The sequence below is a fragment of the Proteus sp. STS61-E genome (assembly GCF_040932335.1).
Lineage (GTDB): Bacteria > Pseudomonadota > Gammaproteobacteria > Enterobacterales > Enterobacteriaceae > Proteus > Proteus mirabilis_B.
In genome coordinates this window covers 118,766-139,757 of record NZ_JBFQGE010000001.1, presented here as the reverse complement: position 1 = coordinate 139,757, position 20,992 = coordinate 118,766, and the positions used below count along the sequence as shown (strand labels likewise).

The following is a 20,992-nucleotide window of genomic DNA, read 5'->3' as shown; positions in this document are numbered from 1 at the left end:
ATTTTGCTTTATTTGTGTGTAGCACTTTTATATGTAGCGCTAAAGCCAATTGCATTTAATGTGTCAACGGTGGTTTGATTGTCACAAATGACGTGTAGTGAAGACCACTCACGACGTACAGGGTAAAATTTGCGTAATTTATCAAACTCCCCTTTTATTCCCGCCACTTTTCGTAATGGAGCATCATCACGGCGCACATCATAAACAAGATGAATAAGTTGTTTTAAAAGTGTTTGTGTTAACTCGCCTTGTACTGAAATAGTTGAAATAGTAGGTGCAGGTAATAATGTTGATAATTCAACTGTTTGGGGCTGACCAATAAAATCACAATAAGCTTCGAAAACCTGAGTTGTACCACGAGCCTTACCTTCTAAGGTATAACCAGCAATATGTGGTGTCGCGATATCAACTTTATTTAATAATTCAATAGAAAGATCTGGCTCTGGCTCCCAAACATCCAATACAACGCGTAAGGATTTTCCGTTCTCAAGTACAGACAATAATGCTTGATTATCAACAACCTCGCCACGGCTCGCATTAATTAAAATGCGCCCTTCAGGTAATTTTTCGAGGTTACTCTCATTAATTAAATGATAACTTTTGTATGGGCCTGATTTATTGAGAGGTGTATGGAAAGTTAGAATATCTGCTTTTTCTAACAATGTTTCCAATGGATGAAATTCTTCATCATCACCATTATCCGCTCTTGGTGGATCGCAAAGTAAAACATTTACACCTAATGCACGAAGGCGTGTTGCTAATCGCCCCCCCACATTTCCTACACCCACAATACCGACAACTTTATCGGTTAATTGAAAGCTATCTTGCTCTGCTAGCATCATCAGTGCAGAAAATACATATTCAACAACTGCGATAGCATTGCAGCCTGGAGCTGATGAAAAACCAATTTGTTGTTGTTCTAACCATGCAATATCGACATGATCGAAACCCGCTGTTGCGGTTCCAACAAATTTCACTGGCTTGCCTGATAATAAGGATTCATTGACTTTAGTAATTGATCTCACCATTAAGGCATCAGAATCATTAAGCTCATCAGTAGGTAATGGGCGACCAGAAACAGCTTTTACCTCACCTAATTGGCGGAAAAGTTGTTCCGCATAAGGCATATTTTCATCAACCAGAATTTTCACGGTGTTATCTCACTGATTTGGTATTTATGTGTGTAAGCAATCAATCGAAAAACAAAATTAAGCGGTCTATTTTGCCACTTATTCACAGCAAAGCCTATTATTGACAGTAAAATCCGCCTAGATTTTAAGTAAATATATGAAAAGAAGGCTTAACCATTGGGTAATCGGCGGAAACGTTCTGGTGTTGTACCAGCAAATTGTTGAAACATCGCAATAAATGAAGATGAAGAGCTATATCCCACATCAAATGCAATTTCATTCACGCTTTTCCCTTGCTCTAATAAAGAAATTGCATGTAAAAAGCGTAGGCGCTTACGCCATTCACTAAAAGACATACCTAATTCTTGTTGGCAACGACGAGAAAGTGTTCTTTCTGAGGTATAGCGTTTTTTAGCCCATTCTTCCAACGAGGTGTTATCTGCCGGATTTTGCTCTAATACAGAAAGTATAGGGGCAAGTAATTTATCTTTAGAGGAAGGTAAATAAGTATGATGTATTGGTGAAGCTTTAAGTTGATCAATCAGTACTTGGGCTAAGCGAAAATCTTCTTCTGTTTGTGGTTTACACACACCACGATGGAAGAAGTCAGAAAATATAGTTGAAAAAATAGCACTCAATTGAATCAGACAAGGTTTATCTAATAATCCTTCACACCAATTTGGTGCGATATCTAGCACCTTAAAAGAGAGTGTTTTTTTATTGTAACTGGCGTGTCCTACATTTTTGGGTATCCATACACTAAATTCTGGTGGCGCTAAAAACCGCTGTCCCCCGGCTTCTAAATCCATGACACCTGAAATCACATAAAGCAGCTGACCAAAATCATGTTGATGATAAACAAACTCTGTTTCAGCTAATAGTTGCTCGTCACGGAATCGAACCGTATCAGGATCAGACAATAACCATTGCATTTTTTGTTGTTCAATTGTCATCTTTATGTTGTTCTCTTGTCATGTTGTCTTTATTGGCTTATCAGTTGTCTGGTTTTCATTATATATATCTAATCAGACAGGCTTACAATAGCCATCTGGTTTAAAAATAGATGTGAGAACAATGAAAAACGCAATTTTTCCGCTTTTAGCGGTGTTAATCTGGTCCATTAATGCAGTCGTCAATAAAGCAGCCGCGTCTGTTATCGATCCTGCTGCAATCTCTTTTTATCGTTGGTTCCTCGCCTTTTTAATTATGACACCTTTTTTGATCATGCCAGTTTGGCATCATCGTAAAACCGTCAAACAATATTGGTGGAAATTGTTTATTCTTGGTGCATTGGGGATGGTGATGTACCAAAGTTTGGCTTATTATGCAGCGCATTATGTTAGCGCAACATTTATGGGGATTTTGAATTCTCTCATCCCATTATTAACCGTTATTATTAGTATTTTTGTTTTACGTGTTGTACCTACAGTAGGTATTGTTTTAGGCACAGTGCTTTCAATTAGTGGCTTAGTTTGGCTAATTAGCCGTGGCGAACCTTCTCAGTTGCTTTCCCAAGGTTTGGGTTATGGTGAGCTGATGATGTTTATTGCTTCGGCGTCATACGCCCTCTATGGAGTATTAACAAAACGCTGGTCAATTGCCCTACCTAACTGGCAATCACTTTATGTGCAAATTGGATTTGGTGTTCTGTTATTATTGCCAAACTTCTTTCTCGCCGAAAGTGTTGCGTTAACAAAAGATAATATTGGATTAGTTATCTTCGCAGGTATCGGGGCTTCTATTCTTGCGCCTTATTTGTGGATTTTAGGTGTGATGAAATTAGGTGCAAATACGACCTCTATTTTTATGAACCTAATGCCATTATTTACTGCAATGATCGCTATCGCGCTTCTTGGTGAAGAAATGCATAGTTATCACTTAGTGGGTGGTGGTATTGTGTTACTTGGCGTGCTCTTAGTGCAACAACTCAGAACGCCACTGAATTTCCGACGCCCGTCTGCTCAGAAAAAAGCAGATTGTCGTCAGGAGATGTGAGTCAATGTCAAAAAGACAACAATAAAAAAATGCCGGCTAAATTCTTAGCCGGTCACATTCATAATGTTAGGTTTAATAAATAAAACTGACACAAGAAATCAAAGTATAAAATATAAAGTAATACAAGTATCCGTGGCAAACATTACCAACTTTTATATTAAATAGCTCCTACTTATTTGTAATAAAATAACCCAGATCAATTTTTTCGCGCTCTTTTTGTCTTATTCAAGTTTCCCATTCCCCTAACTCCATATAAAACAAAACATTTAATGACTTTGGGTAAAAATAAATTAAACGATTGAAATAAAATGAACCTAATTTAATTTTCTCAATGTAAACAACATATTAACAAAAATTGTCTATTTTATTAGAATAATAAAACAAGTAACTATTAGGGAGGGTATTTTTAAGCGTTATTTATATAATCTTTTTTTAATGATTTTTATTCGAAAAATATCTTTATTAGAATAATAAATTATTTTGCATAATGAATTTAAAATAAAAAAGCAGACTCCATTTAAATGAAGCCTGCTTTTTTTAATAAGAAAATATAAGTATATCTAACTATTTTTTATATTTACTCATGACTAATGAAGCATTTGTACCACCAAAACCAAAGCTATTTGACATTACAGTCTCCAGCTTCTGCTCTGTTGGTTGAGTAATGATGTTCATACCCATTGCTTTATCGTCTAATTCTTCAATATTGATGCTTGGTGCAATAAATCCATGTTCTAACATCAGTAAGCTATAAATTGCTTCATGCACACCAGCCGCACCTAATGAGTGACCCGTCATTGCTTTTGTTGCAGAGATAGCTGGTGTATGCGAACCAAACACCTCAGTGATAGCTTCAAGCTCTTTTAGATCGCCAACTGGTGTTGAAGTACCGTGTGTATTGATATAATCAACTTTATCAATACCTTGCATTGCCATTTGCATACAACGTACAGCACCTTCACCTGAAGGAGCAACCATGTCTGCACCATCAGACGTTGCGCCATAACCTACAACTTCGCCATAGATATGTGCACCACGCGCTAATGCGTGTTCTAACTCTTCAACCACCACAATACCGCCACCGCCTGCGATAACAAAACCATCACGGTTTTTATCGTAAGTACGAGAAGCTTTGGTTGGAGTTTCGTTATATTTAGTTGAGAGTGCACCCATTGCGTCAAATTCGCAAGTCATTTCCCAACTTAGCTCTTCACCACCACCAGCAAATACAACATCTTGTTTGCCTAACTGGATGAGCTCAACGGCGTGACCAATACAGTGTGCCGATGTTGAACAAGCAGAACTGATTGAATAGTTAACGCCTTTAATTTTGAACGGTGTTGCTAAACAAGCTGAAACACCTGATGCCATTGCACGAGTTACCATATAAGGACCTACGCCACGTAGACCTTTTGCTCTCATGCCATCAGAACCTTGAACTTGGTTACGTGGAGAACCGCCACCAGAACCAACGACTAAGCCAGAACGAATATTAGAAACTTGGTCTTCAGTCAGACCTGAATCAGCTATCGCCTCTTGCATAGATAAATAGGCATAAACCGATGCGTCGCTCATAAAACGGCGGATTTTACGGTCAATAAGACCTTCAGTATCAAGCTTAACGTTGCCCCAAATGTGGCTACGAAGCCCCATCTCTTTAAATTCTTCTGAGAAAGTTATCCCGGAACGACCTTCTTTTAAAGAATCCAGCACTTCTTTCTGGTTATTACCAATGCTCGAAACAATACCCAGACCCGTGATCACTGCGCGCTTCATTCATACCTCTTTACAATAATAGTTGTAGCTGCGGGATTTCTGAGTAGCACTTTAGCGTACAGTTGTACGCCGAACAAGTCCGATCAGGATCTTTTTTACAAAAATACAGATAAGCTGATAAAACACTTTCCCCTTTAAGGCTGGCACAAGCAACCTAACGGCGCTAAGATATTAGTTAATTTTTTCGAGAAATACAGGCAGTTCCGTGAATAATAGCCCGATAAATACTGCGTCTTTAAGTTGGAATGAACTTGGTACGCCTATCTCTGAACAATTTGGCGATATTTACTTTTCAAACCAAGACGGTCTAGAAGAAACTCGACATGTGTTCTTACATGGAAATCATTTTCCATCACGTTTTGGTACACATGTACGCTCTGAATGTGTTATCGCAGAAACAGGATTTGGTACTGGGCTTAATTTTTTAACACTGTGGCAAGCTTTCGAGCAATTTAGGCAAACATCCCCTGACTCTCGTTTAAAACGTCTTCATTATGTTAGTTTCGAGAAATTCCCTCTTACAAAAAGTGACTTACAATCGGCACACTGCCATTGGCCTGAACTCGAAAAATATTCACAATCGCTTTGTGCTCAATGGCCGTTAGCCATTGCGGGTTGCCATCGCATTATTCTTGCTGATGGGGCAATTACACTGGATTTATGGTTTGGTGATATCAATATCTTGTTACCCCAAACTCGCCAAGCACTACATAATAAAGTGGATGCATGGTTCTTAGATGGTTTTGCTCCTTCTAAAAACCCACAAATGTGGAGTGAAACTCTCTTTCAATCGATGGCTGATTCAATGCGGGAAAACGGCACATTTGCAACATTTACCGCTGCTGGGATTGTAAAACGAGGTTTGCAAAGTGTTGGTTTTGAGATAAATAAAATCAAAGGGTTTGGTCAAAAAAGAGAGATGCTGACAGGTATTTTCCCACATCCTCCCTCTCCTGAATTTCTCCCTTACTATGCAAGACCAAGTGCAACCAAAGCACAGAACATTGCAATTATAGGCGGTGGCATTGCCAGCACATTTACCGCGCTTTCCTGCCTAAGAAGAGGTGCCAATGTCACCTTGTATTGTGAAGATGGACAACCTGCAACTAATGCCTCAGGTAATCGACAAGGTGTGTTATATCCTTTACTCAATGGCAAATCCGATGAACTAGAACAATTTTTTACAACCGCGTTTTTATTTGCTCATCGCACTTATGACAACCTAAGTAAAGCAGGTATTCCTTTTTCACATCAATGGTCTGGCGTTGCACAAATTATTTATAACGAAAAAATTCGTAAAAAAGCACAGAGAATTATCGATAATTCCATACCCTTTACTCAAATAGCACGTTACCTCGATAAAGGCGAAGTCAATAAACTCAGCGGATTGGACGTTAATTATGATGCTTTGTTTTACCCACAAGCGGGCTGGCTTTCACCGACTGAGCTTACAATCAATACATTAAAATACGCTGAACAATTAGGATTAACGTTACGATTTAATCATCAAGTTACTCAAATAAGTGCACAAGAAGCGTCTTGGTGCTTAGAGGTTGTTCATCACGATGGAGAAAGTACAACACAATTTCAGTCACAATATGATTGCGTTATTTTGGCAAATGGACATCGAATTACAGACTTTACTCAAAGTGCAAAATTACCTATTAGCGCAGTTAGAGGGCAAGTTAGCCATATTCCAACAACAAAGACATTGTCAAAACTAAAAACTGTGCTTTGTTATGATGGTTATTTTACCCCTGTTGACAACCAAGATAATTTGCATTGTGTGGGAGCAAGCTTTCGCCGCGATCGATTAGATTTAGTAGTCTCAACACAAGAGCAAGAAAATAACCAAGCTCATCTTACACAGTGTTTAGAAAAAGCGCCTTGGATTAAAGAAGTCGATTTTAGCCGAAACGAAGCGCGAATAGGTATTCGTTGCACTATACGTGACCACCTACCGTTATTAGGCGAAGTACCTGATTTTGAAAAATTGCGAGTAGCATATACGCATTTAGATAGATTTAAACGCAGAAGACAAACGCCGGCTTTAGCTCCTGCTTATCCTCAACTGTATATTATCAGTGCATTAGGCTCTCGTGGATTATGTTCAGCGCCTTTGTCAGCCGAAATTCTTGCAAGCCAAATTTTTGATGAACCTTTTCCGGTTGAAGATAATGTGTTGAATGCCTTACACCCTAATCGTTTTTGGGTAAGACCATTATTGCGTGGAAAGCCGATTGAAGTGAAATAAATGTATAAGCAACCGACCTCGGTTGCTTATTTTTTACTTTTTGATTATCTCGCTGTTATATCTGAGATCATCACATCCAAAGAGAAGCTAAATCTCAAGCTTCATTGCACAGCGCGTTTCCTTTAAAAAGCCGCCGCTTTCAACTTCATTATCTAAGATTTTTTGCAAAGAATAAGGAATTTCGTTTTCTGGTAAAATAGAAAAACCTAAACGTTGATAGTACGGTGCATTCCAAGGAACATGGCGAAATGTTGTCAGCGTAACAGAGTCAAATTTATGTGCTTTTGCTTCATCTTTTACTTTTTGAATAAGTAACTTACCAATCCCTCTATTTTGCCAATCTTGGCTCACTGAAAGTTCATGGATAAATAAGCTTTCTGGTAAAGCTGTCGTCATAATAAAACCAACTGGCTCGTTATCACTATTAACTGCTACCCAATGCCCTTGCTGATTAATAAACACTAAATGTTTTTCAACACTTTGTACGCCACCTTCACTTATCCAACGTAAGTCTTCTAACGTACTAAAGAGCTGTCCTGCTGATTGCTCAATAGCAGGCAATTTAGTGGCATCATCGATTTGTGTTTGACGGATCGTAATATCGTTATTTTTTATTTTGTTTTGTGTTGTTGTCATCTCTTTTTCCAGCTCAGGTGCTTTTATGCTTTTATGCTTTTATGCTTAATTTATTAAAAAGCCATCCTGTTGGATGGCTTATGTTAATACTAAAATGGCTTCTTATTTTTAAGTCGTTAATCTTTAGGTAATATACCGTAAGATTGGAACTTCTGAGTCTCTATAATAAAACGATTATAGTACATGTTGTCTTCTACTGAATCCTTCACCACACGGTTACTATAAGCGCGAACAACAGCAAGTGTCGCCTTATGAAGTTTATCTTTTAGTGTGTTATGGATCTTCGGATCTTCACTTTCTTGAATTTGATTTAATAATGAAACAAGCTCTTCTGCTTCAGCTTGAATATCAGGATCAGTAAATTCTGCTGTCGGCAACATATAGTCTAAATCAAGATTAACAGAATCGTGATATTCATCTTCTTGAGTAAACGGCTCTAAGTCTTTGTTGTATTCCGCTGAAATATATTTAATAAATTCAGGTTTATCAAAGCATTTATTTTTTATGCCACCATCATTATTTTTATTTCGAGTACGAATTTCATTAGGAAATGGTTCGCCTAAGGCATAAGTACACTGAAAAATATTACCATCGATTAATGTGGCATTAGTGCTACGCACTGGCAGTTCAAATTCATAGCCGTTAATAATAACGGGGTGATCGACAGGTTTAAATTGATCTGTTTTTCCCTTTACGGCATAAACTTCTGAAAGGGTGTAATACATAAAATTATCAGGATTTAGTATGCCACCATTATTCTGGTCATAAACCATAAATCTAGCATCATTACCGGCATTATCTTTTAAACTATGCTCACCAGGTGACAGCGTTATATAACCATTTTTACCCGGTTCAACCTGATATTCTTTACCATCGACGCTAAAACTAATGACTTTTTCGCTTGGATTACTGTAATAAAACTTATTTTTTTTATTATCTAAATCGAATTGGTCACAAGCAGATAAAAATAAAACTGCGCTAGTCAGTAGGCCTATTTTAAAGAAATTTTTCATCGTATCGTTATCCTTATCATAAATATTCTATGCAAATCATTTGCATCCCGAGAAACATTCCTAAAAAACATTTAAAAGTAATTTTACAGAAATGGCAAGGAGTTACAAAAGATAGCACTATTATGCTTAATCAATGAGAGATACATCGACTTTGAAAAATCAAATAAAAACAATTGATAAATAGTAAGGATCAATTTTTGTATAAAAACCAATCTAATTCAACAGTAAATATCTTAAATATAACTTAGAGGCTGTGATTTTAATAAGATATTAAGAAAGAAAAAAACAACCGATTTATGCCGGTTGTTCTCTTAATAGACATGCAGAATTAATTAATTGAGTTAACTAAATCATGCCAAGTAGATAAAACTAACGCTTGATCAGGTGGTGAAAGCTCACCTGCTTTTATTGCCTTTTGAATGCTCTCTTCTACACGCGCTCTTAACGCTTCTAACTGTGTGTTATTTTCTTGCTCGAGTTCAGCAATAGCCAGTGTAATATGGCCTTGTAAATATCCGCCTGCAAATAATTCATCATCAGTGGCATGTTCAACACGGCTATCAATTTTATCTAATAAGTACGCTTCATACTCAGAAAGCATTATTTATCCTCAATATATAATGTTGCTACCTTTTATATTTACCCCATATTAACAGGATATAAATACATGTGTTCTAGCAACCTTACTACTTCAGACTCCACCCTATTGGGTAAAACCTTCACAGTGGATAGGCGATAGTTATTCTCGCAATCCTTAATTAACTAAAGGATTTTCCTGATACGGAAACATCTCTTCGGTTAGCTCTGGGGTATTGTAAAACAAATGTAACGCATTAATAAATAGCTGTGCACGAGGTGGCGTGTTTTTATCTCGTAAATAAGCGAGTACTTGTTCTCTAACTTTATTTCTAAATTCATAACGGTCAGGCTCAAAGTTACCTTCTAAATTGTCACAGCTGACATTAAAAGGATAACCAGCAGCTTGGCAAAATAACCAATCTAATGCTTGAGGTTTGATTTCTACAACTTCAAACTGCCCTTGGGTAGTTTCATCTCGTCCATCTGGACAATACCAGTAACCATAATCAACTTGTTGGCGACGAGCCTCTCCAGCAATACACCAATGTGATATTTCATGTAATGCACTGGCATAAAAACCATGAGCAAAAATGATTTGGTGATAAGGTGTCTCTTCATTTGCAGGCAAATAAATCGGCTCATCATCCCCTTTAACTAAACGGGTTTGGAAACTTTCGCTAAAACATTGATTAAAGATATCAATTAACTGTTGATAATGATGTGCTGACATTTAAAAACCATCTATTCCTAATTAAAAAGTGCAGAAAACCAAAGTGCAATAGTATCGCCATGATTGTCATGAATGAGTTTGATGCTCATCAAAAAGGAGATAATGACCAGCATAGGTCTTATTAATTTTTGCCCTTTTGTTAATACTAAGCCTGCACCTAAACGAGCACCTATAAATTGCCCACAAAGCATAACTAAACCAATAGTCCAAATAACTTGCCCACCAATAATAAAAAACAGTAAAGAGCCAAAATTAGAGGTGAAGTTAAGCAATTTAGCATGAGCGGTCGCTTTTGAAAGATTATATCCAAGTAACATGACATAACCTAAAGCAAAAAAAGAACCTGTACCCGGTCCAAAAATACCATCATAAAAACCGACACCACCCCCTAATATTGCCCCAAAAGTATAGTAACCAATACGTTGCTTACTATCTTGAGCACCTATTGATGGAGTGAGAAGAAAATAGAGACCAATGGCGATGGTAAGAATAGGAAGCGCTTGTTTAAGAATTTCGGGATTAATAAACTGCACTAACATGGCACCAGAAACTGCACCAATAAAAGTCATTAAAATTGCAAATCGTTGCGCTTTTAAATCAATAACCTTTCGACGTATAAAATAAAGCGTCGCCGAAAACGAGCCACCTACTGATTGCAATTTATTTGTTGCGAGAGCTTGAACGGGAGGAATGCCTGCTGATAACAAAGCTGGAATGGTGATTAACCCACCGCCACCCGCTATTGAATCAATAAAACCTGCAATTAAAGCAACAAAGAAGAGAAGAAGGTAGATGCCATCTGAAAAGAGCCAATCCATTTATCTATCCGAATTATTAGGAATGAAGGACGTGTTGCTGTGTTTATCTCATTTATTTTAAAAAAACCACAGCAACACGATCTGAGCATAATAAAATTAGGCGCTCACACCTTTAAAGCTAACATCAAACTTACAACAGTTTATCGACCACGTTATTGACGTAGAATGATTACCATTGCATTAACGGAGGTACAACATCACCACATTGACCACGTTGGCGCAATGCATGATCGAGCAAAACAATTGCCATCATTGCTTCTGCAATAGGAATAGCGCGTATTCCTACACAAGGATCATGACGACCTTTGGTTATCATATCGACTTCTTCACCATCACGATTAATTGTTTTACCTGCAATAGTAATGCTCGATGTTGGTTTTAAAGCGATATGTGCAACGATTGGCTGACCGCTGCTAATCCCGCCTAAAATGCCCCCTGCATGATTGCTAGTAAAACCATTTTTAGTGATTTCATCTCTATTTTCAGTGCCTTTTAAGGTTACAACACCAAAACCATCACCAATTTCAATTCCTTTAACAGCATTGATACTCATTAATGCATGTGCTAAATCTGCATCTAGTCTGTCAAAAACCGGCTCACCAAATCCTGCTGGCACACCTTCTGCAACCACGGTCACTTTTGCACCAATCGAGTTACCTTCTTTTTTAAGCGCACGCATATATTCATCAAGTGCTTCTAAACGAGAAGGGTCTGGGCAGAAAAATGGGTTGGTTTCAACGATAGACCAATCAACAAGATCACAAGTAATTGGGCCTAACTGAGAAAGATAGCCTTTTACTTCAATACCCATTTTCTCTTTTAGGTATTTTTTTGCGATTGCACCAGCAGCAACACGCATTGCAGTTTCTCGTGCAGAAGAGCGCCCACCGCCACGATAATCACGCAAACCATATTTTTGCTCGTAGGTATAATCAGCATGACCAGGACGAAAAACATCTTTGATTTCACTGTAATCTTGAGAACGCTGATCAGTGTTTTCAATCAGTAAACCAATGCTTGTCCCTGTTGTGACACCATTAAATACACCTGATAAAATGCGAACTTGATCAGGTTCACGGCGCTGAGTGGTATAACGCGAAGTTCCAGGTCTACGTCTATCTAAATCAACTTGTAAATCGGCTTCTGTTAAAGGTAATCCAGGAGGTACACCATCAACAATGCAACCTAATGCAATACCATGAGACTCACCGAAAGTCGTGACTCTGAATAATTGTCCGATACTGTTTCCTGCCATCCCTTTATTCCTATCTTTTACTGTGTGATGTTATCAATATGTTATTTGCAATAAATAACAATCTACCGTCTCATTGCTGTTACATCAACGTTTATCAGTAGAAAAACACGCTGAATATTCGACGAGCTGTTCACGAGTCAGCATAAAGACACCGAGTCCACCATTTTCAAACTCAAGCCATGTAAATGGAACTTCAGGGAATTGCTCAATTAAATGAACCATACTATTCCCCACTTCACACACTAAAATACCTTTTTCACTCAGATATTCAGGGGCTTTTAGTAAAATTTGTCTTGTTATATCTAGACCATCAATACCCGAAGCTAATGCTAACTCAGGTTCAACTTGGTATTCATCAGGTAAATCGCCCATATCTTCAACATCAACATACGGCGGATTTGTCACAATAATATCGTATGGTGTTGGAACAATGGCATTAAATAAATCGGACTGCATTGGATAAACACGATGCACTAAACCATGATTTTCAATATTAAATTCAGCCACTTCCAGTGCATCTTCAGAAATATCAACCGCATCGACTTCAGCATCTTCAAATTCATGAGCACAAGCAATAGCAATACAGCCACTTCCAGTGCATAAGTCGAGAATGCGTGCTGGCTCTTGCTGAATTAAACCATCAAAATGATTATTGATTAATTCACCAATAGGAGAGCGAGGGATAAGAACACGTTCATCGACATAAAATTCGTGACCACAGAACCAAGCGCTATGCGTTAAATAAGGGACTGGGATTTTCTGCTCAATACGGCTTTCGATCAGCGTAATAATTTCCATCTTTTCAGAAGTTGTTAACTTGGTTGATAACAGTGCATCTGGAATATCTAAAGGAAGCGCAATCGTCGGTAATACCAGCTGTAATGCTTCATCCCACGCGTTATCTGTGCCATGACCATAGTAAATATCAGATGAATTAAACTGACTCATAGCCCAACGTAACATATCTAGGATCGTGCTTAGATCAGCAACCGCTTCCTCTTTTAGTGTTATATCCAAAACTGTTGTCCTCTGAAGAAATAGAAAGTCTGTAGTTTGCCATGAAGATAGCGATAAATCAGCGGGAAACCATAAAAAAACATCATTACGCTATTATTACTTTTACTATAACCACACTCTTATTGCGGTTTTAAACTTCAATCATATAGTCAAAAGCAAAATTTACGATCTATTCATAAATAAATATTGGCATTTTATACTTTTAATTTAACTTTTATTAGCAAGTTAATAGAATTGAACCATACTTAGAGCATGAAAGAATTAACTGTGTACCAAAATGCGCCTATAGATGTTTTTCATTTAATATGTAGTCACTTGAAAGCAAATAACTAATTTTAAAGACTATTTAAATATCTTTTTATTGTTTTTTATCGCAACCTGAAGATATAACAACGTTTTATGTTCCACAGATATTATGAGTAGGGCAACTTGTTAACCAGCCTATATTTGCTAACTATGTGACTATTTCGGCAGGGTAAATTCCCTGCCTTTTTTTATGCTAAATTTATGGCCTATACTTTTTTATCTCTGACGCTATTTCATGTACTATTGCCTTATAAAGACAGTAACACTATGAAGAATCGTAAAAAATGAATAAAAAATTTTCATTACCGCCTTCTGAAATTGAGTTGTTTCAGGAGATGATAAAAGGCACTAAAAAATTACCTCAAGATAAAATACTTCATTCGCCAAAACGTAAAAAAGTGACACATTACGCACCTGAACGTCTGCAACAAGAGCAAGTTGATGCCTCTTATTATTTTTCAGATGAATTTCAGCCTAATTTAGCTACAGAAGGCCCAATGCGCTATTTAAGAGAAGGCGCTAATGCTTATGAATTAAAAAAGCTACGTCGTGGTGATTATGTACCTGAATTTTTTCTAGATTTACACGGATTAACACAGTTAATTGCAAAACAAGAGATTGGCGCATTGATTGCAGCATGTAGACGAGAACATGTTTATTGTGCCTGTATTATGCACGGACATGGCAAACATATTTTAAAGCAACAGACACCTCTTTGGTTAGCACAACACCCCGATGTAATTGCTTTTCATCAAGCTCCTAAAGAATGGGGAGGTGATGCCGCATTATTAGTACTCGTGGAAAACGACGATATTGCTCGTCGCTAAACCTCAAAAATTCTAATTGCATTAACCCTTAAATCACCTATCGGGTGAAATAAGGTGTTAATTATTTACTTAGTTAGTTGATTTAAATTTTATTTCAATGTTGAGGGTGACACTTGCCATAGCAATTCCCCTGCACCTTTTGATAAATCAAAATCAACACAGGCAATGGTTGATGTTGAAAACATAGGAGCACATACCGCAGGACAGAGTTCAGCGACAACATAACCAACTAAAGGTAAGTGAGAAATAACAAGAATATTTTTATATCCTGTATCACCCAAGGCACGTAAGTAATGTGCAACATGTGAAGGATTACCTCCAGGGATAAGTCCATCATCTGTTTCTATTTTATTAGGTAGCGCTAAATCTACTTTTACTGCATCCAATGTCTGTTGAGCACGTAAATAAGGGCTGACTAAAACATAATCAATTATATGTCCTTGCTTTATCATCCATTCAGCCATTTTTATTGATTCACTTTTTCCACGTTCAGTCAGTGGTCTTAGTGCATCGCTGGCAGCATCAAGAGCTGCTTCTCCGTGGCGCATAATAAAAATTTGCATAGTAAATTATCAAACCTATTTTATTTTTGTAATTACTGGTATTTACAGTTTTAAGATACTTAATTTAATTCAGTTTAAATCAATATATCCCCATATAAAAATCTTCAATACCTTAATTGCAATAGCATTATTAATCTTTTTAAGATCATGCCGTTGGTTTACAAATCAACATCATTTTCAGAATTTTATTTTAAAAAACTTCGTTTTTAAATTTATTTTCAAATAACTATTTTGCCATATCTGGCTATCATTAACACTTTCGACCTCTTTTTCCATTAAAAATTCACCAATTATTAATCTGACGCAAAAAGTACAAGAAAAAAGGCGCATAAGCGCCTCAATCAAAACAAATGTCACAAAAGGAAAAAGCAATGGTAAAGTGATGATGTTAATCGTAAAAACGTTCATTTCGTTTAGCCATTTCAACTAAACGCTCACAAGGGCGATATTTCTCTCCATACCTATCGGCAAGTTGATTGAGCTTCTCTGCCACTTTTGTTGTTCCCATACTGTCCATATAACGGAATGGACCACCGAAAAAAGGAGGAAAACCGATACCAAATACAGCACCAATATCACCATCTCGTGGTTGCTTTATAATATTTTCATCTAAACAACGAACAGCCTCATTTAACATTAATAATAAACAACGCTCCGTAATTTCAGAGGAAGATAATTGGTTTTTGGGTTTAATTTGTAATAACCGATATATAGCCGGATCAGGCTGTTTTTTATTTTTACTCAATGAGAAAGGTAATGCATGTTTTGCATAAAGATAAAAACCTCGCCCATTTTTACGACCTTTTCTATCATCAGCAATAATGGCATCCACAGCAGGAGGAGAGGCAAATCTTTCTCCAAATGCATTCACTAATATTGGTGTTATTTTTGTGCCAATATCGATACCCACTTCATCCAATAACTGAATAGGCCCTACGGGAAAACCAAACTGAACAAGTGCTTTATCAATATTCTCAATAGGTTCCCCTTGTACTAAGCACGTCAATGCTTCACTGATATAAGGAGCAAGAATACGGTTAACATAGAATCCCGGTTTATCACCAACAACTATTGCAACCTTGCCCTGCTTTTTCGCAAAAGCTACCGTTGTAGCAATGGTTTTTTCATCGGTATTTTCATGCGGAATAACTTCAACCAAAGGCATTTTTTCTACTGGGCTAAAATAGTGAAGCCCGATCACTTTTTCTGGATATTTTGCTGTTTCTGCAATTTTATGAATAGGAAGTGAAGAGGTATTTGAAGCAAAAATAATTTTACCTTTCCCTACTTCTTCGATATCTGCAACCATCTTCTGTTTTAAAGCCAGATCTTCAAAAACCGCTTCAACAATAATATTTGATTGATGAAAACCGCTGTAATCCAGTGAACCCGAGAGTAGCCCCATTTGACGTTGACGTTCGCGTGGAGATAACCTTTTTTTGCTCACTTTGGTTGAAAGCGCTTTCCAACTATAATTAAGTGCCTGAGCAATCCCTTTATCGCTAATATCCTTAATTCTTGCTGGTAAATTACCTTTTGTCGCCGTGACAAAGGCAATACCTCCCCCCATTAGCCCACCGCCTAAAATACCAATATGGTGCAAACTATCTGGTTTTTCCGAAGATCCTGTTTCATTTTTAAGTGCGGTAGAAGCAAAGAAGAGATGCCTTAATGCAGACGAAACGGGTGTCATCGCTAGTTCACCAAACGCATTTGCCTCTTCTTTAAAACCTGTTTGAATATCTTTCTCAAGGCCTCGTTCAATCACATGAAGAATACGCTCTGCTGCAGGATAGTGGCCTTTTGTCTTGGCTAATGTGCGTTTTTTTGCTTGCCCAAACAGTATGTTTCTACCTAAAGTTGTGTTTGCCCAAAAGCGATCCATTGTCGAATGCTTTTTCTGCTCTTTTTTACCCGATAAAATCCATTTAGCAGCAACTTCTAATAGAATGTCTTGTGAAACAACATCGTTTACAAGACCTAATTTTAAGGCTCGTTTCGCATTAATTTGTCTACCCGTTAAGATCATATCTAACGCAGATGTCACACCAATAAGACGAGGTAAACGTTGAGTTCCGCCAGAGCCCGGCAGTAATCCAAGTTGTACTTCAGGAAGTCCTAAACGCGTTTTGCTATTATCAGAACAAATTCGCCCATGACAGGCTAAGGCTAATTCAAGCCCTCCACCAAGGCACGCACCATTAATAGCAGCCACAACAGGCAATGGATAGTTTTCAAGTTGCGTAAAAAGATCCTGCCCCGCTTTGGCTAATGCACTCGCTTCTTCTTTGGTTTTACAACCCGCAATCATGGAGATATCCGCACCCGCAATAAAACTGTCTGTTTTACCTGAAGTGATAATCAATCCTTTTACACCAGAGTGTTGCTGAGCTTGCCTTAAAACATCTTGAAACTGCTGCACAAACTCTGCTTTTAGCGTATTTACTTTTTCACCAATAACATCAATAGTGATAACGCCCACTTTGTCATTACGAACTGAGAATTGAAAAACAGATGATTTTTCTAGTGTTGTTTGTTGTTGTTCCATTATTCCACCTCCAAAATCATCGCTGCACCTAATCCACCAGCCGCACAAGCAGTGGTTAACCCAAACCCTCCGCCTCGACGTTTAAGCTCATGTAGTGTCTGTGTAACCATTCTTGCGCCAGTCGCTGCAAATGGATGCCCATAAGCAATAGAACCGCCTAGCACATTAAATTTATCCATATCCACTTCTCCAATCGCCTTGGATAAGCCTAATTGTTCTTTAGCAAACCGCTCACTGGCAAATAGTGTTAAATTACTTAATGTTTGTGCGGCAAAAGCTTCATGCATATCAATTAACGTTAAATCACTCAATGCAAGACCAGCGCGAGAAAGCGCAAGTGGCGTGGCATATGATGGTCCCAATAACATATCTTTCCAAACATCGGTCGCTGTAAAAGCATAACTACGTAGATAACCAAGAGGTTGATAGCCTAAGCTTTTAGCGACAGATTCTTTCATCATTAATACAGCCGCTGCGCCATCGGTTAATGGCGTACTGTTTGCAGCAGTGACACTGCCATGGCGACGATCAAAGGCAGGTTTGAGTTTGGCATAAGAATCAAGAACAGAGTTTTTACGAATATTGTTATCTTGATGAAAGCCTTCTTTGTAAGGCGGGAAAAACGCGGTCATAACTTCATCATTTAATTTACCCATATCCCATGCTTTCGTTGCTAATTGATGAGAGCGATGCGCTAATTCATCTTGAGCTGTTCTTGAAATATGGTAAGTCTTTGCCATTTGTTCCGCAGTATCACCCATACGTAACCCTGTTGAATATTCAGCAACTGCGGGTGCCACAGGGAGAAGGTCACGAAATCGTAATTGGCTTAAATAGCTTAATCTCTGACCTAATGATTTGGCCTTATTAAGGCTTAATAGAACATCTGCAAGCTTTTTACTAACACCAATAGGCAAAACTGAAGAAGAGTCTGCACCACCAGCAATACCGACAGAAACATGTCCTGCCATCATGCTTTCAGCAATATTAGCAATCGCCTGAAAGCTTGTTGCACATGCTCTTGTTACACTGTAAGCATCAGTTTTTACACTTAATCCTGCGCCGAGTACAATTTCTCTGGCAATGTTAGGTGCTTCTGGCATTTGAACCACTTGACCGAAAACAAGTTGATCAATAATTTCGGGAGGAATTTCATTGCGAGTCACTAATTCTTGAACCACTGAACGCCCTAATTCAACCGCAGGTATTCCTCGATACGCAGTCGCTTGTTTAGCAAAAGGTAAGCGTAGCCCGCTGACAATAGCGATGCGATCTTTCATAGCACTGTTCGTTGATGACTTCATAACGGCTCCTGACAAAATGATTTCCTAACACCAAAGAGGTCTGACCTGACAATAGTGTTAACAAAAATTTCACTTTTCAGAAACGTCATTTTACGAGAAGTGGGAGTTAGCGCTCAATATTTCGATGAAATGTCTGAAACTTAACAATAGTGATAGAAAAGAGAATGGGGTGCTCAAGGGATATAAAAAAGGCTGTTGAATTTCAACAGCCTTAAATCTATTAATTTCAGAGGATTAACGTAATCCTAACTGAAAAATTAGGTTTTCTGCTTCACAAGAGAATGTAAAATCAGCGGTAAGTTGAACACCACCATCAACATCAGCAAATTGTTGATTGATTTTGCAAGGCTCTGAAGCGATAGATTGTGCTTTTGCACTAAGTTGATCTAACATTGCTTGCGCTTGTACTTTATCAGCGAAGACATGCTGATATGACGCTGTGCAATTCTTATTGTCAATAATAGTACCCACATCTACACAACAGCAAGCAGCGGTTTCTTCTGCACTACAACGATTAATTGCGTCTGCCATTTTAGTCTCCCAACGAAAGAAATGTTAATTATCTATCATAATCGCAAAAAAATAAAATAAACTGCTTTAGCTCAAATTTTATTACAATTTTACAAAAATAATTGATTATTCTGTTTATTTAACAATCAAAAACATCTTTATTGGCATATTTTGTGAAAAATATGTTAACTAAATCTCAATTATTGAATCTAAATGGCAATATTTGTAAAACATACTTGCAACATTTAGGGTAATCAACTTTATACTTAATCAACTGGTCTGATTTGTCATAACGACAACCGCACCTAAAATCCAGCGCTTCTAATCAGAAGTTACTAACTTAAAAAAATTATGAGGGTTTAGGTCATGAACCGTAAAAACCTGTTTACTCGCACAGCACTAGCTGCCATTGTAGGAGCAATTTCCTCTCAAGCAGGCGCTGCCGGTTTTCAGTTAAATGAATATTCTACTTCAGCACTAGGGCGTGCATTTTCAGGGGAAGGCGTCATCGCCGATGACGCAAGCGTAGGTAGCCGTAACCCAGCAGCTCTTACCATGTTCGATCGCCCTGAGATTTCTGTCGGTGCTATCATTATTAATCCAGGCGTTGATGTTAAAGGTAAATCACCTCTTACTGGTACTGATACCACCGCAAAAGATATCGCACCAAGTGCATTAGTCCCTAATATCCACTTTGTTGCCCCTATTAATGATAAATGGGCGATTGGTGCATCAGGTACAACAAACTTTGGTTTAGCAACAGATTTTCCGAGCGATTACCCAGCAGGGCTTATCGGTGGCAAAACCGATTTAAAAACCATGAACTTAAACTTAAGTGCAGGTTATCGTGTTAATAACCAACTCAGTGTTGGTTTAGGCTTAAATGCCCTTTATGCTGATGCTGAAATTACTCGCCATGTGGGTGAAGCAGGTAAAGTTTTAGGAAATAAATTACCACCTCCGTTAGGAGGCTATGTGTCCAGTCTATCTCCAAGTGATCGTTTTGCTCAATTGAAAGGTGATGCATGGGGCTTTGGTTGGAACGCGGGTTTATTATATGAATTCGACGAAGGTAACCGTGTAAGCTTTACTTATCGTTCTAAAGTTAAAGTGAAATTTAAAGATGGTGAATATCAAAGTGATTTACGTCCAATTCCACAACTTGAAGGAATGGGAATTGTAGGCACTAACGGTGAAACCATTAAAGGTAAACTTGACCTTAACCTACCTGAAATTTGGGAGTTTGCAGCTTATCATCGTGTAGCACCAAAATGGGCAGTTCACTATAACTTCGCTTATACAAGTTGGAGCGCATTTGAAGAGTTAAGAGCCACACGTAAGAGTGATGGTCAGCAACTATTCAAGAAAGAAGAAGGCTTCCGTGATGCATGGCGTGTTGCATTAGGAACGACCTATTATCACGATGATAACTGGACATTCCGTACTGGTATTGCCTTCGATGATAGCCCAGTTCCTGCTGATAAACGCTCAATCTCTATTCCAGACCAAGATCGTTTCTGGTTAAGTGCGGGTGCAACTTATGCATTTAACAAAGATATGTCTGTTGATGTCGGCTTAGCGTATATGCACGGTAAAAAAGTCACCATCAAAGAGAAATTATCTGAAGATTTACCATTACCTGCTTATGAGTTTGAATCATCAGGTAAAGCATGGTTATACGGTATGAACTTTAACTACCGTTTCTAATTTTTCACTGTGCTTTTTATACAA

At 37.9% G+C, this 20,992-nt stretch carries 18 protein-coding genes; 4 read left to right on the top strand and 14 right to left on the bottom strand.

Annotation, left to right across the window (positions count from 1 at the left end; all coding sequences use genetic code 11):
* Nucleotides 1–8 precede the first annotated feature (8 nt).
* Together pdxB and AB4J89_RS00690 are read right to left on the bottom strand one after the other, a co-directional pair.
* Nucleotides 9–1,151, bottom strand: a complete 1,143-nt coding sequence (gene pdxB, locus AB4J89_RS00695) for a 4-phosphoerythronate dehydrogenase PdxB (protein WP_088495102.1) — start codon at nt 1,149–1,151, stop codon at nt 9–11.
* Nucleotides 1,152–1,300: 149 nt separating this feature from the next.
* Nucleotides 1,301–2,083 (bottom strand): helix-turn-helix domain-containing protein, encoded by a 783-nt coding sequence (locus AB4J89_RS00690; RefSeq protein ID WP_088495101.1) that lies wholly within the window; start codon nt 2,081–2,083, stop codon nt 1,301–1,303.
* Between the two features lie 121 nt (nt 2,084–2,204).
* Between AB4J89_RS00690 and AB4J89_RS00685 the strand changes: the two genes are divergently transcribed.
* On the top strand, nt 2,205–3,125 hold the full coding sequence (locus AB4J89_RS00685) for a DMT family transporter (protein WP_088495100.1): 921 nt from the start codon (nt 2,205–2,207) through the stop codon (nt 3,123–3,125).
* Nucleotides 3,126–3,689: 564 nt separating this feature from the next.
* On the opposite strand, the gene fabB is transcribed toward AB4J89_RS00685, so the two are convergent.
* The gene (fabB, locus tag AB4J89_RS00680; protein ID WP_088495099.1) at nt 3,690–4,901 is read right to left on the bottom strand and encodes a beta-ketoacyl-ACP synthase I; all 1,212 of its coding nucleotides are present in this window, start codon (nt 4,899–4,901) and stop codon (nt 3,690–3,692) included.
* 205 nt (nt 4,902–5,106) lie between these two features.
* Between fabB and mnmC the strand changes: the two genes are divergently transcribed.
* On the top strand, nt 5,107–7,155 hold the full coding sequence (mnmC, locus tag AB4J89_RS00675; RefSeq protein ID WP_368467749.1) for a bifunctional tRNA (5-methylaminomethyl-2-thiouridine)(34)-methyltransferase MnmD/FAD-dependent 5-carboxymethylaminomethyl-2-thiouridine(34) oxidoreductase MnmC: 2,049 nt from the start codon (nt 5,107–5,109) through the stop codon (nt 7,153–7,155).
* 87 nt (nt 7,156–7,242) lie between these two features.
* On the opposite strand, the gene AB4J89_RS00670 is transcribed toward mnmC, so the two are convergent.
* From AB4J89_RS00670 to prmB, 7 genes are all read right to left on the bottom strand, one after another.
* Nucleotides 7,243–7,791, bottom strand: a complete 549-nt coding sequence (locus AB4J89_RS00670) for a GNAT family N-acetyltransferase (protein WP_368467747.1) — start codon at nt 7,789–7,791, stop codon at nt 7,243–7,245.
* A 116-nt stretch (nt 7,792–7,907) separates the two neighbouring features.
* Nucleotides 7,908–8,804, bottom strand: coding sequence for a hypothetical protein (locus AB4J89_RS00665; RefSeq protein ID WP_311755035.1), 897 nt, complete (start codon nt 8,802–8,804; stop codon nt 7,908–7,910).
* Between the two features lie 328 nt (nt 8,805–9,132).
* Nucleotides 9,133–9,405 carry a YfcL family protein gene (locus AB4J89_RS00660; RefSeq protein ID WP_006533359.1) on the bottom strand — a complete coding sequence of 91 codons (273 nt, stop codon included), beginning with the start codon at nt 9,403–9,405 and terminating at the stop codon, nt 9,133–9,135.
* Between the two features lie 153 nt (nt 9,406–9,558).
* A complete protein-coding gene (locus tag AB4J89_RS00655; RefSeq protein WP_088495095.1) occupies nt 9,559–10,113 on the bottom strand; it encodes an elongation factor P hydroxylase in 555 nt (184 codons plus the stop codon).
* A 17-nt stretch (nt 10,114–10,130) separates the two neighbouring features.
* On the bottom strand, nt 10,131–10,931 hold the full coding sequence (locus AB4J89_RS00650) for a sulfite exporter TauE/SafE family protein (protein WP_088495094.1): 801 nt from the start codon (nt 10,929–10,931) through the stop codon (nt 10,131–10,133).
* Between the two features lie 169 nt (nt 10,932–11,100).
* Nucleotides 11,101–12,186, bottom strand: coding sequence for a chorismate synthase (gene aroC / locus AB4J89_RS00645; protein WP_151435599.1), 1,086 nt, complete (start codon nt 12,184–12,186; stop codon nt 11,101–11,103).
* An 84-nt stretch (nt 12,187–12,270) separates the two neighbouring features.
* Entirely contained in the window at nt 12,271–13,203 is a 933-nt protein-coding gene (gene prmB / locus AB4J89_RS00640; RefSeq protein WP_161711361.1) for a 50S ribosomal protein L3 N(5)-glutamine methyltransferase, read from the bottom strand.
* Nucleotides 13,204–13,793: 590 nt separating this feature from the next.
* Between prmB and smrB the strand changes: the two genes are divergently transcribed.
* Nucleotides 13,794–14,336, top strand: a complete 543-nt coding sequence (smrB, locus tag AB4J89_RS00635) for an endonuclease SmrB (protein ID WP_075670570.1) — start codon at nt 13,794–13,796, stop codon at nt 14,334–14,336.
* 89 nt (nt 14,337–14,425) lie between these two features.
* On the opposite strand, the gene sixA is transcribed toward smrB, so the two are convergent.
* From sixA to AB4J89_RS00615, 4 genes are all read right to left on the bottom strand, one after another.
* Nucleotides 14,426–14,899 carry a phosphohistidine phosphatase SixA gene (gene sixA, locus AB4J89_RS00630; RefSeq protein WP_088495091.1) on the bottom strand — a complete coding sequence of 158 codons (474 nt, stop codon included), beginning with the start codon at nt 14,897–14,899 and terminating at the stop codon, nt 14,426–14,428.
* 388 nt (nt 14,900–15,287) lie between these two features.
* Complete coding sequence (fadJ, locus tag AB4J89_RS00625; RefSeq protein WP_088496009.1) at nt 15,288–17,450, bottom strand: fatty acid oxidation complex subunit alpha FadJ; 2,163 nt, start codon at nt 17,448–17,450, stop codon at nt 15,288–15,290.
* A complete protein-coding gene (gene fadI / locus AB4J89_RS00620; RefSeq protein WP_088495089.1) occupies nt 17,447–18,751 on the bottom strand; it encodes an acetyl-CoA C-acyltransferase FadI in 1,305 nt (434 codons plus the stop codon). Before fadI ends, fadJ begins: the two co-directional genes overlap by 4 nt.
* A gap of 234 nt (nt 18,752–18,985) precedes the next feature.
* Nucleotides 18,986–19,282, bottom strand: coding sequence for a YfcZ/YiiS family protein (locus AB4J89_RS00615; protein ID WP_006533378.1), 297 nt, complete (start codon nt 19,280–19,282; stop codon nt 18,986–18,988).
* 345 nt (nt 19,283–19,627) lie between these two features.
* On the opposite strand from AB4J89_RS00615, the gene fadL reads away from it, so the two are divergent.
* On the top strand, nt 19,628–20,968 hold the full coding sequence (fadL, locus tag AB4J89_RS00610) for a long-chain fatty acid transporter FadL (protein WP_088495088.1): 1,341 nt from the start codon (nt 19,628–19,630) through the stop codon (nt 20,966–20,968).
* Nucleotides 20,969–20,992 lie beyond the last annotated feature (24 nt).